Source organism: Fodinibius sediminis, assembly GCF_900182555.1.
GTDB lineage: Bacteria > Bacteroidota > Rhodothermia > Balneolales > Balneolaceae > Fodinibius > Fodinibius sediminis.
In genome coordinates this window covers 249,141-261,219 of the sequence record NZ_FXTH01000003.1, presented here as the reverse complement: position 1 = coordinate 261,219, position 12,079 = coordinate 249,141, and the positions used below count along the sequence as shown (strand labels likewise).

Genomic DNA, 12,079 nt, shown 5'->3' with positions numbered 1-12,079 from the left:
GAGACACTGTGACTTTTGATATACTTACATTGACTATGTGTGTTTTACCATTCGGCCATTGAGGATTATATCCGGGGAGGAAAAATGAACAGCTATAGGGTTCATAAGACTATTGGCAAAGAGCAGGGAGCACACACTCGGTATGTTCGATATATACTGCATGGACCGTGAAAATAAGAAAGACCTTTACTTGGCAGACCAGCAGCCGCAAGCAACCAGTCACAGCAAGCAATAACAAGCCGGAGATATGCTTTTACACCCGGTGCAATTTGACGGGATAGGTATTGCCGGCATTCCACTGGCAGACATACATATTCTTCTCATCATCAATACAAACGTCATGGCAGTGTTTAAAAACCGGTTCTTGCTGAACCATCAGCTGCAGCTCGCCCTCCTGATATTCCGGGGCAGTCCCTCCCGGGTTGGATCCACACGGTTTTCTCCATTCAGGATGGTAACGAAGCCGGATTCCCCGGTCAGGTTTAAATAACGCAGTCGCGACCAGCATACTCCGGCATATACATTTTCCCCATCCACCACCGGCCGGCACACATAAGCTCCCGGCAGAAATATCGTTTCCAGGTACTGCCCGTCAAGCGTGAACCGCTTGAAACTGTTATGCCGGCGTGAAGTAACAAGAAGGGTTGCCTCCGCACCCCGGTTATCTATCGCCACCCCGTGCGGTTCATTCAGCTGGTGATCCGCATTGCCCCGGCCACCAAATTTGTCGATATATTTTCCCTCGGAACTATACCTGAGGATGTGATGGGAACCGTAACCGTCGGCCACATAAATAGTTCCGTCCGGGCCTATCGCCGTTTCCGTCGGCCGGTAATCGGCATCTTCGGCATAGCCCCCCGCCAACCGGGGATCTTCCAGCGTCAATAAGACCCGGCCATCCAGCGTCGTCTTTTGAACACGTGCTGACTCGGACTGTGCATCTGTAATAAAGAGAAATTCCTCGCTGCCCGCCCTCCAGAGGGTCAACCCGTGGCCACCCGGGTAATCAGTGCCCCAGCTGTCGAGCAGCCGCCCGTCCTTGCTAAAGATCAGAATATTATTTTGCACTTCATCTGTTATCATAATAAGGCGTCCGCGGCGATCCATCACCATTTCATGGCAGTTCCTGACCGGATGGCGGGCCGGATCGAGATCGGCCCAATCCTGCTCGATACGGTAACGAAAATTGCCGTGCCCAATAACCCTGTCGCTCAAACGAGGTTGCCGTACATTGATGTTGACACCGGCAGCAAATGCCGGGGCAGCCAGGGTGGCCCCGGCCGTTGTCAGGAGCTGCTTGAGAAACCGTCGGCGGCTATTATTCATGATAGCGGTAATTTAAATAATGAGTGTTGATCGAACCGGTCATTACAATACCCAGCACCGTTTATGCAAATAATTCAGGAATGGCTTTCCCTTCTCCATCCGGTGTGGTGTAGACCGGTCGGCCCTCAATGACATAATGCGTATCAGCTGGGATGCCCAGGGCCTGGTAAACGGTCTGGTGGATGTTATCAATTCTGACCGGTTTCTCAACCGTAGAACAGGGACGCTCATCCGCCGTTTTGCCGTACACATTCCCCTTCTTAATTCCGCCTCCGAACATCAGTATGGAACAGCCGTCCGTAAAATGCTTGTGCATCCCATACTGTGATTTTTTCTGCATGACCTCCGGCTGCCTGGCCTGCTCCTTGACGGTTTTTCCGGGGCGGCCTTCAACCATCATATCACGGCTGAACTCGCTGGCCAGAATGACCAGGGTGCGATCCAGCCGGCCCGTCTTGTCGAGATCCCGGATGAGCTGCGCTATGGGCCGGTTGATCTGCTGTTTCATCTTCACGGTGCGGCTGTGCCCATTCTCGTGCGTATCCCACCCCATAAACGGGACATATTCCGTGGACACGCTGATGAAGCGGGCCCCCGCTTCCGTGAGGCGTTTGGCCAGCAGGCAACCCAGGCCAAAACGGCCAGTATCATATTCCCTGTAGCTCTCCTCCGGTTCCTTTTCAAGATTAAACGCTTCCGACTCCGGCGACTTGAGCAGCGCGTAGGATTTCTCCATGGCCCGGACCATCGATTCCTTGTGGTAGGCACTTCCATGCTTTCCCAGCGTACTTTGCTCCACCAGATCACGATACAGCTGATGTCTTTTCTCAAAACGGTTGATATTCATTCCAACAGGAGGACGTACACTCTCCAGTCCGCTGGAAGGATCAGGAATCAGGAACGGACCGTATTCACTGCCAAGAAACCCCGCCGAATGGTACGCCTTCAGCTCTTCCCCTTCTCCAACATCAAAGCGCTGCCCAATACTAATAAATGGAGGGATCACGGGGTTCACAGGCCCCCGCTCATGCGCAATCCAGGCCCCCAGATGCGGCATCTGTATCGTCTGGGGAGGCTCATAGCAGGTATGCCAGTGATACTGGTGCCGGGTATGCAGAATGTGTCCCAAATCCGCAGCGCGATAGGAACGGATGACCGTCCCCCGGTCCATCACCGAACCGATGGCCTCAAGACCCTCTGAAAAGAACAGATCATCTACTACTGTGGGACTTTGGGGGAAGGTACTCAATACCCGGTTGCTTTCCAGACCCGGCTCATACGGTGTATAGGCTTTCGGATCGAACGTTTCAGTATGCGCCATACCCCCGGCCATCCATAACAGGATCACCGTATCAGCCGTTGATTCCATCTGTTTGCCGGCCCGTTTACAGCTGCTGAGAAAAGAAGTGCCCGGGATCGTTGCTCCCATGGCAGCCAAGGTGGCTGCTGACGTCTTTTTAAGAAATTCACGTCTTTTCATAATACTAATTAACCTCCAAGTTGCCTGGTATCAGATTCCAGTTGTCATCCAGTGTGGTGATGCTATATCCATGCCCCCTTGCCGACCGCTAATCAATCAGCTGAAACTCAGGATTCATGACAATGGCCCACAGGATATCCTCAATTTGTTCTTTCCCGGGCTTGTCTGCTGCCAGCCTGCTGTTCAATATTTCTTGTTCATGATCTCCGGGTTCGCGTCCGTAGGCGGTCAGATAGAGATCCGTCATCATCCTTTCCGTAGCCTGTCCGTATTCATTGACCAGCCGTTCGGCGCCCCGGGCCATCACTTCATTCAATTTATCCCCGTTGGTCAGTTCCAAAGCCTGCAGCAGCGTGGCCTCCGTCTCGCGGTTGGTAGTCACATTTTCGCGGGTGGGACGGCCCATCTCTTTCAGGAAATCATCATTTTCAACCAGCGACGCCCGGGCAAAATTAAACTGATTTCCCATATCATGAGTAAATTTCAGCAGCTGTCCCCAGTGCTTGCTGCTGCGGCTGCTCCCGAAAGTACGCACCTCGCCCCAGCTGCTGTCATCAAAATCGGCCGTTTGCCATCCAGTCTTGGGTTGACGGTCCAGCGCTTTCCACCCTTCCTTGCCTGACTTCACGATCAGTGCTGTCCCATCCTTCAACTTGATCCTGAGGTTAAGCAGCATACCCGCCGGATTTGGTATGGAGCCCCCATTCCTGCCCGCTGCTGCTATGAGGTTTGTGCCCTGACTGAGCTGTTCGGTCACATCGATACGTTCAATTTTCCGCCAGTCGGCGCCCTGGCCCACCAGCGTGCCGTTCAGATACAGCTTATAGGCTTCATCCGCCGTCACCAGCAGCTGTGCTTTTTCTATTTCCCGGGCGGCGGGCAGATCAAAACTGTGACGAAAATAGTATGTTCCCGGGTCCGGCTGACTCACACGATCGTTCTCCATCGTGTTGAACCAGATCCATGCCCCTTCCGCCGGCGGTTTTTCGTAGGGATCATAAGCTACGGAGTAATAGAAGGGGGCCGCCACTTTTGAAACTGCGTCGGCAAACTGCTCGGCCGTCATCCTTTTTCTCAGCGGTCCCCGGAATACATACTCTTCTGAACCTGCTTCTTCCCCGCTCATTCCAATCGAGGGAAGCTGATACGTTTTTGATCGGACAATAACAGAAATAAGGCGCTTGAGATCATAATCGTGGCGGATAAGATCGGATGCAAGCCAGTCGAGCAGCTCCTGGTTCCAGGGGATGTTATCCATTTCATCCACCGGCTCTACAAGACTCCGGCCCATGAACAGCTCCCAGTATCTATTGGCGATCGTTCGGTACAGGCGACCATTCTGTTTCTGTGTCAGGATATCCGCCAGCCGTTCCAACCGCTCATCCCGGGACAGGCTTTCATCGATATCGCCCAGTTCCTCGCTGTAGATAAAACTTGCCTCTGCCGTATCACCTGTTGCTACCTCACAACGCTGGATGGCCAGGGGGTCCTCTGAGAACACCTGCGCAAAACCATAGGCCTCTTCCAGCGTTAAATTGCTGACAAAACTGTCGTGGCAGGATGCACACTTCAAATTGACCCCCAGCAACGACTGGGATATATTCTGTGCCGCCTGCATTTCCGTAGTCTGACTGGCGTTAACGGCTCCCCGCCACTTGATTCCCTTGATGAAGCCGTCGGACCGTTCGCCGGGGTTGGTCAGCTCCCGCACCATCCGATTATAGGACATATTCTGGTACAGGGCCTCATACAGCCAGTCCGTAATCTGCTCCCTGCCTCCGGTGATAAAACCCGTTCCGGTATAATCATTTCTCAGCAGGTCATTCCAGAAAGTCAGCCAATGCTGTGTATAGTCATGCCTGCGGCTAAGCAGGGAATCTACCAGGCGGTCTCTTTTATCCGGCGAGGGATCCCTCACAAAGGCCCTGAGCTCGACGGGATCCGGCACCAGCCCGATCACATCCAGGTATACCCTTCGCATGAACGTTGCATCATCTACCGGTTCGGGCCAGCTGATACCATGCTCCTTGAAATAGGCCGCCGTAAATTTATCTACGGGGTTATCGAAATCAGATTCCGTATCCGGAGGCGCAGGAGCACGAAGGGCCATCGGCGCTTCCCTGAACGTTTTTACCTCCTCGTCAGACCACGGAGCGCCGACCTCTATCCATAAGCGGATAAGCTCGACTTGGTCCGGACTCAGGGAACTTCCTTTCTGTGGCATCACATCCTCGTGACCAGCCGGCAATGTGAGGCGATGGATTAATTCGCTTTCTTCCGGTTTCCCCGGCACAATGACCGGCCCACTGTCTCCTCCCTTCATCACGGCTTCTTCGCTGTTGAGTACCAGGCCGCCCTCTGCTTCATTTGAATCGTGACAACGATAACAGGTTTGAGCAAAGATTCTTCGAACACCTACATTTAATTCCGTTTTATGGGTTTCTGAAAGAGTCCCCATTTTTCTATGCTGGTTGACTTCCTGTACCAGTTCATTAAACTCCCCGTCTGATAGTGACTCATAATTCCATGGTAACACGGAGGTCAGGTAATCGTCTCCATGCGTCAAATTAGCCCCGAAATGGCCGGTAACCGTCAACACAAGAATGGCGACGGAAAGCATCCACCGGTACATATTCAGCTTTTTCTTTTCACCACTTTGGCTTGCGCGATATAAAAGCCAGGCTGTAATCAGCGAAAGGATAACCGTTAAAATACCGCCCCATTGATGGTAAAAAATGGTCGATTCTGAATAATTCCCTCCATATGCCAGCATCAGTCCCACCCCGGCTGCCACAGAGGCCGATCCGGCACCTATATAGACAAGCCACCTGATACCCGATCGCAACTCGGTCCTCTTGCCGCCCATCGTCAGCATTTCAAGAAAGAAGGCAATAACTAAAGCCCCTATTGGAAAATGGATAACCAAGGGATGCAACCTTGCCACAAACTGCCAGATCCATAACTCTGAGAGGCTGTCAAGAATCATAACAACTATAATTAAACGTTTCCCTGCGGATATAGACTTCCATCTGCACGTCCCATACCCCCAGTATAATCCCTTATGCTATATCTATTAGATGCGAAACACATTGGTCAATGTCAATAGTCCCGATCCCGGGTTAACCTTTCCATAATTCAAGTCTGTCCGGCCCATCGCTTTTCTCCGCCAAACCACGGTTTGGACCTTTGCCCTCAAATAAAAAACCCCCGCCCGGCCACCGAATCGGTGAACACAGGCAAGGGTGTTAGGGGACAATACATACGGTGTCCTACTTATTTTCCTCCTGCACAAACATTTCGTTTTCCTCATCCCCGCCCGACTTCAAGTACGCCACGAGGTCACGCAGTTCTTCAGCGCTGAGGGAGTTTACCAGTCCCGGTGGCATCTGGGATACTTCTACCGGCTCGATCGAAGCGACCTCTTCACTCGGGATGATAGTGGGACCTTCATCGGGATCACGACCGTACACTTTTACATATTCTTCCTCTTCCACAACCAGGCCGGAGATGGTATCCCCGTCTTTTAGCTTGACTTCTGAACTGTTATACTGACTTGAAATGACCGCACTGGGAGTAATAATATCCTCAAGCAGGCCCTGTGTCGACAAGTTTTGGCCAACCGTGCTCAGGTTCGGTCCAATAGCCCCCCCGTAGCTATCAAACTGGTGACAGGAGGCACAGCTGATGGCAAAGAAGGCGTTGCGGCCATTCTCAAAATTTCGATTCTCGAGGTTGCCCTCTACAGCTTCCACGGCTTCCTTCACCGTCCATTCACGCCCCGGACCTTCAGGCGGTTTTATCTCAAAGGGCGGCTCATGAGCCAGGCTTTGTGCCGTCAGATCTTCCACAGCTTCCCGTTCTTCTTCGGATGCATTGACAAGCGCCTCGTCGCGCACCCGCTCCAGGAAACCGGTATAGCTGGCTCCGCCCATGGCATCTGCGGCATTATTAATAAAGGTAAAGTATTCGCGCCGCTGATCGATGGTCCATCCCTCACTCATATTGCGCAGCATAAAAGCGTACTCCAGCTTATTGGTGGGAGGGGGATTATCGATCATATCCTGTATGGTACCACCATAGTTTTCGTTACGGGCAAGCAGGCCTCCCCAGTCCGGGGTCCCCGGTTTCTCTTCACTTCGCATTAAAGCAAGCGCTTTATCAATAACCCGTTCATCCTTCAGATAAACCAGCAGGCGGACAAGCTCCACATTTACCCGGTCATCCTCATGGGGCAACAGTTTCTGAAGGGTATCCGTAATCTGCTCCCTGCTGTCTTCTGCGGGATCTCCAAGACGCATGAACACGAGGGCCATCGCACGCAAATACCCAAGCTTCTGTTCAGGTGAAAGAGCCTCCAGATCCATCGCGAGCAGCGCTTCTATTGCTTCCTCCCGATATTTTTCAGGCGCTTTGCGGGCAAGAGCAATCATTCCGGTAATCCGGGCCTGCGGATCTTTTTCCGCGAGCACCTTTTCTGCCCAGGATTCTACCGGCTGCCACTCGACAGCCACCCGGGCAGCGTGACGCAAAAACCGGTCGTTGCTATTAAGGTAGGGCCAGGCCGTTTCAACGGCTTCCGGGTCCTGGCGTCCGTGAAAAGCCTCCAGTTCATGGCGTTCCGCACGCGCCTTTTCCGCCTCGGCATTTTCTACCGGTTCGGCAGGAGCCGTAGATTCATCACCGGTGTAGGTGACGCGGTACAGCTTGGACTCTTTGTCCCGGCCACCGGTGAGAAAATACATGGCACCGTCCTTCCCGATCACGGCATCGGTCAACGGCAGCGGACTGCCCGATAAAAACTCTTCAGCCTCCGCAGTATAACTGGCCCCTTCAGGCGTCAGGTGGAAAGCATACATCGTTCCAAAAGTCCAGTCCAGGCCAAAAAGGGCGCGCTGGTACTTGGCGGGAAATTGAGCGCCCGTCCCAAACAGGACTCCCGTGGGTGAGCCCGGACCCACATTAAATACCGGCGGCAGGCTGTCCTCAAAATACTGTTTCCATTTGCCACTGCCGCTGCGCCAGCCATAGTCACTTCCGCTTACCGAATGCACGATGCGCGTCGGACGGTACCATGGCATGCCCATATCCCACTCCATATCCGCATCGTAGGTGAACAGTTCACCATCCTGGTTGATAGCCGCATCATAGGTGTTTCGATAACCGATACTTATGATATCCCATTGAGTAGCCATAGGATTGATGCGGGCGATATAGCCCCCGGGCGCCAGGATTCCGCGGGCATGTCCGCGGGCATCCCATTGGCGGGGAAGCAAAATATCCTCTTCCCAGTTGGTTACACGGGTGGACGTAAAATCAGGAGGTGCCGTATGGTTGCCGTTGACTACATAAAGTTCCTTGTTATTCTCCGTCGGGAATACAGCATGGTTGCCGTGCTCACCGCGCCCCTGCGGTCCTCCAAGGTACTCCATAACATTAAACTGGTCATTGCCCTTGGTATCTTTCAGTCGGAACAGCCCTTTTCCATTTACATTGGCATAAAGCTGGCCAAAGGCCCACGCCATCCCCTGTGCTCCCGAAGCAGGCATAATAATCTCTTCGACATCCACCTTGAGGCTGTCCGGATTGTCATCATTTACCCTAATGCGATACATTCCTTTGGCCTGCTGATCGGAAGCAATCAGCCTTCCTTTCGGGTCAACCGTCAGTCCAACCCAGGAACCCTGCTCCTCTCGGGGTACACGGTATACCAGCTGTACTTCAAATCCCGGGAGGGTTTGAATGGAATCGCTCGTATCCTCCGGTACTGCGCTGTGAAGATTGACCGGCGAATGTTCTTCAGGTAGTGAAACTTCATAAGCTACCATGAGCAGGGGCACCAGCAATACCATCAAAAAAGGACCGATTCCCATTTCCGTTCTGTCTGTATTCATTCCCATTCGTTTGTTCATTTAATATTTAAAAAATGTATCACTGGCTGTAAGGCTAAGGTACCCAGCGCTCTTTCCTGCTGTTTCTTTAGAATTCTTTAAAGCGCATATTGCGAAATTCCACCTTCATGGGTGGTCCCTGGTGGATCTGTACCCCCAGAAGTCCCTTCATTGCCCGCTGTTCTCCGTCATCGATGACCACGGCCATCACCTGGCCGTTGAGCATATGAATGAGCGTGTTACCACGGGCAATCAGGTGGTATTCATTCCAGCCGTCACGAACTACGCCGGCAAGCTCGTCCTCCTCCCCGACAGAGCCAATTTCCCGGGGTGTATCGTCTTTTCTCACGTGTGTTATCTGTCCGCGCACGGCCAGAAATTCACGACCTCTCTCCTCATAGAGCTGGCCGCTCCACCTGTTCGCCCCATCAAGATCTGCCTGGTAGCCGCGAAGGGCATACTTCACCCCATCCACAGTCTCACTTCGATAGTTGATGCCGCTGTTTCCCTCGTCCGAGACCCGGTACTCCACCTTGAATTCAAAGTCCTCAACCTCCTTGTCCCATATGTAAAAGGTGTTCTCTTCCAGCAGCTTATCTTCCGTGACCTCGCCGATCAGGACTCCATCCTCAAAACGCCAGTAGTCGGCATCTCCAGACCACTGGTCCAGGGTCTGTTGAGTCAGGATCTGTTTAAAACCTGCATCCTCATTTTCTGCGGGTACCGGAAACTGGGCCTGAAGCGCCGAGGTCGCCGCCAATGTCATTCCCAAAAGGGACAGTAAAAATGTTTTCATGTTATTCGCGTGTAAATAGGGCATAGGCACCTTTGTCGTATTTATTCTTATAAGAGACGGCCGAATCACGAATCTACTCCGATTTCTCTGCTTCCCCAAATTAATCAGGAAAGAATACTGTACTATCATGAAGCCTGCCGGCACGGTCCACTGGTCCAGCGGCCGCACCAACAGCTTTTTGAATGCTGGTGCTCGTGGCACCGCTCGCCAGCCTAGATGTCCAGGTCCGGGTTGCCTGGTCCGAAGTGCTTGAGCATCACAATGGGGTCAGATTTGGAATGGTTGACGATCTGCACCCCTTCCCTTGCTGCCTGCTCACTCACAAAGTATTCATCATGGGTCAGCTGGCCAAACCGAATCAGGGACGGCGTCTCAATATTCCACTCTCCCATCGTACCGTGCCCCTGCATCATGATCATACCGTAGGCACCGGAATCTTTGATTGTTACCGACTCGCCGGGCAGCACCGTCAGCTCCTTGGCACTGAAGGCCTCCGATTTATAGCAAATCCATTTTTCAATATAGCCTTCCGACTCCATCTGCTCCCTGCTTTTTACGGGAAGGGGCTCCATGAAGCATTTTTCCTGCAGATTCCCATCCACGTTCAGCTCCCAGTCCAGCACTTCGATCAGGAAATCATAATCTCCAACGCGATCTTCGGGCGTATCTTTCCACAGGAGTTCCTCCGGTACAATAGCATCTCCAACCAGCGACTGATACATGGCAAAGACATCCGAGGCTTTCTGCGGCTCATAAGTACACAGACTACCGGGGGCATGGAGCAGCCCCGGCGGCACATTCCAGCCCGTGCCGGGCTGCAACCGCTGAGCACTGGAGAGATTCGTAATCTTGTTATCGCCTTCGGTAAAGTTCTTCAGGCATTCCAGCAGCTGTTCCTTGGTCGTGCCCGGGTTAAGTCCAAAAAAGGTGTAAGGGAAATCGCCGCCGTGGTTATTGACCTGGGGCGGAAAATAGTAGGCCTCGGGCTTCCCATTCTGCCCGGTAAGCTGTGCATGCTCATCGCGGTGATGCACATGGTGAGGCAGTGCCCCCTTGTTATCAAAAAATTTCGAATACATCGGCCATGAGCCGTGTTCATCCCAAATACGATCGCCAATCAGCTCGCCCTTGAGCTCCTGCACCGCATCCCGGAGCAGAATACGCTCTGTCGATCCGTTATCTTCAAAGATGACCTCACTCAGCCCTTCAATTTCACCAGTCAGCGGGCCGTTGTCCGCCGGCGTAGTTGAAGAGAACCACCGTTCGTCGATCCCGCCGCGCTCTCCACCCAGCGCATAGTAGTCATCGGGATGCAGTTTAATACGGCGTCCGGGCACGCAGAACGACCGCGGCACCCAGTTGGGGGCCAACCTTAGAATTCCCTTCCCCTGTTCAAAAGCTTGTTGTGCAATCGTAGAATTATTACTCATGTTCTTGTTCCTTTATTTTTATATTTATCAAATTCCTGTTCGGCTTGCAGGCCCTGAGACAGAGCCGCTGCCTCCTTCTTCGGGCCGGCAGCCTTCAGCTTCCCACCGTCAGACTGACATCGTAAGACCGCGTTTCCCCCACCTCCAGCTGCATCAGCACCCCCTCTTTTCGCGCGGCCGACTGCCCGATAGGGGGATTGGTGCAGGGTTCCAGCGCCATCACATATTCATGCTCGCCCCAGTGCTGCCAGTTGGTCAGCCACGGAAGCTGCGACTTGGAAAACGCCACTTCCAATCCCAGATCAATGGCAGAATTGACCACCCCGCAGCGGCACCGTCCGGCGGAATCCGGTGTGATATCAATAAATGCTACGGCTTCGCCGCCCCCCCGGTGATCGTCGATCGGCGGGCTGCATTTTTTAAAATCATTCTGGGAATTAAATATTCGACTGCTTTGCCCGTTCGGGGCCTTCCAGTCTCCATCCCAGAAAATTTCCGCTTCCTCATCTACCAGGGGCCAGCCGAAATTCAAGTGATACAGCAGCATGTGGGGGGCGGGCCTGTTGCCGATATTTGTGACTTCATCATGAATGCGGATAACCGGTTCACCGAGAGTTGCAGCAATGGTTCTTTTTAACTCCAGATGGGGACCAAAAACAGAACTCTGTATCATCCTGCCGGTCAGGCTCATCTGCTTATCATCCGACCGGAGATCCGGCTGCTGAATGGATTCCACCTGTGCGGGAATATGACTGATTCTGTCGTGCAGCCCCCGGGCCCCGAATTTATCCTCTTCGGGCCCGCCCACATGGGTCAGGCCGCAGGTAGTCAACAGCCCCCCTCCAAAAGAATCGAGCCAGGTTGCCCCCTCCACCGCTGCTGGATTGGGAGGGGATATACCGCCGTGGCTTATCCAGGCCAGGTTATACTGGTCGTAACAGGCCCCGGCAATATCCATCCCCCGGTCAATGACCACCTTAAAACGCAGCCCGCTGCCGGTATCTATCCACGCTACTCTAGTGCCGTTGCCGGCACCATTATCGAGCACGGCCGTTTCAATGCCTCCCAACTGCTGATAATTTGATACTTTACCCTTCCAGCTTCCGGGAAGCAGGTGCGAGCTTCTTTTTGTTATTGAGTCTGCCATCAAACGTTATCA

At 53.1% G+C, this 12,079-nt stretch carries 8 protein-coding genes; all 8 read right to left on the bottom strand.

The features are described from left to right. Positions 1–253: 253 nt before the first annotated feature. Positions 254–376: a hypothetical protein gene (locus tag FN808_RS19340; protein ID WP_281280763.1), complete on the bottom strand. Its 123-nt coding sequence runs from the start codon at positions 374–376 to the stop codon at positions 254–256. Further along, a complete protein-coding gene (locus FN808_RS05025) occupies positions 376–1,326 on the bottom strand; it encodes an NHL repeat-containing protein (protein WP_221929909.1) in 951 nt (316 codons plus the stop codon). The genes FN808_RS19340 and FN808_RS05025 overlap by 1 nt, the downstream gene beginning before the upstream one ends. Positions 1,327–1,387: 61 nt before the next feature. Continuing rightward, complete coding sequence (locus FN808_RS05020) at positions 1,388–2,806, bottom strand: DUF1501 domain-containing protein (RefSeq protein WP_142713464.1); 1,419 nt, start codon at positions 2,804–2,806, stop codon at positions 1,388–1,390. 88 nt (positions 2,807–2,894) lie between these two features. After that, entirely contained in the window at positions 2,895–5,792 is a 2,898-nt protein-coding gene (locus tag FN808_RS05015; RefSeq protein WP_142713463.1) for a DUF1549 domain-containing protein, read from the bottom strand. Positions 5,793–6,075: 283 nt separating this feature from the next. After that, complete coding sequence (locus FN808_RS05010; protein ID WP_185958255.1) at positions 6,076–8,697, bottom strand: PQQ-dependent sugar dehydrogenase; 2,622 nt, start codon at positions 8,695–8,697, stop codon at positions 6,076–6,078. 85 nt (positions 8,698–8,782) lie between these two features. Next, positions 8,783–9,490 carry a 3-keto-disaccharide hydrolase gene (locus tag FN808_RS05005; protein ID WP_185958254.1) on the bottom strand — a complete coding sequence of 236 codons (708 nt, stop codon included), beginning with the start codon at positions 9,488–9,490 and terminating at the stop codon, positions 8,783–8,785. 212 nt (positions 9,491–9,702) lie between these two features. Then, positions 9,703–10,920 (bottom strand): cupin domain-containing protein, encoded by a 1,218-nt coding sequence (locus FN808_RS05000; RefSeq protein ID WP_142713460.1) that lies wholly within the window; start codon positions 10,918–10,920, stop codon positions 9,703–9,705. Positions 10,921–11,014: 94 nt separating this feature from the next. Then, complete coding sequence (locus tag FN808_RS04995; RefSeq protein ID WP_221929908.1) at positions 11,015–12,067, bottom strand: aldose 1-epimerase family protein; 1,053 nt, start codon at positions 12,065–12,067, stop codon at positions 11,015–11,017. Positions 12,068–12,079 lie beyond the last annotated feature (12 nt).

Bases quoted from the DNA above. Each gene is read 5' to 3' on its own strand.
- FN808_RS19340 (WP_281280763.1), bottom strand. From the start codon at position 376: ATGGTTCAGCAAGAACCGGTTTTTAAACACTGCCATGACGTTTGTATT.
- FN808_RS05025 (WP_221929909.1), bottom strand. From the start codon at position 1,326: ATGAATAATAGCCGCCGACGGTTTCTCAAGCAGCTCCTGACAACGGCC.
- FN808_RS05020 (WP_142713464.1), bottom strand. From the start codon at position 2,806: ATGAAAAGACGTGAATTTCTTAAAAAGACGTCAGCAGCCACCTTGGCT.
- FN808_RS05015 (WP_142713463.1), bottom strand. From the start codon at position 5,792: ATGATTCTTGACAGCCTCTCAGAGTTATGGATCTGGCAGTTTGTGGCA.
- FN808_RS05010 (WP_185958255.1), bottom strand. From the start codon at position 8,697: ATGAATACAGACAGAACGGAAATGGGAATCGGTCCTTTTTTGATGGTA.
- FN808_RS05005 (WP_185958254.1), bottom strand. From the start codon at position 9,490: ATGAAAACATTTTTACTGTCCCTTTTGGGAATGACATTGGCGGCGACC.
- FN808_RS05000 (WP_142713460.1), bottom strand. From the start codon at position 10,920: ATGAGTAATAATTCTACGATTGCACAACAAGCTTTTGAACAGGGGAAG.
- FN808_RS04995 (WP_221929908.1), bottom strand. From the start codon at position 12,067: ATGGCAGACTCAATAACAAAAAGAAGCTCGCACCTGCTTCCCGGAAGC.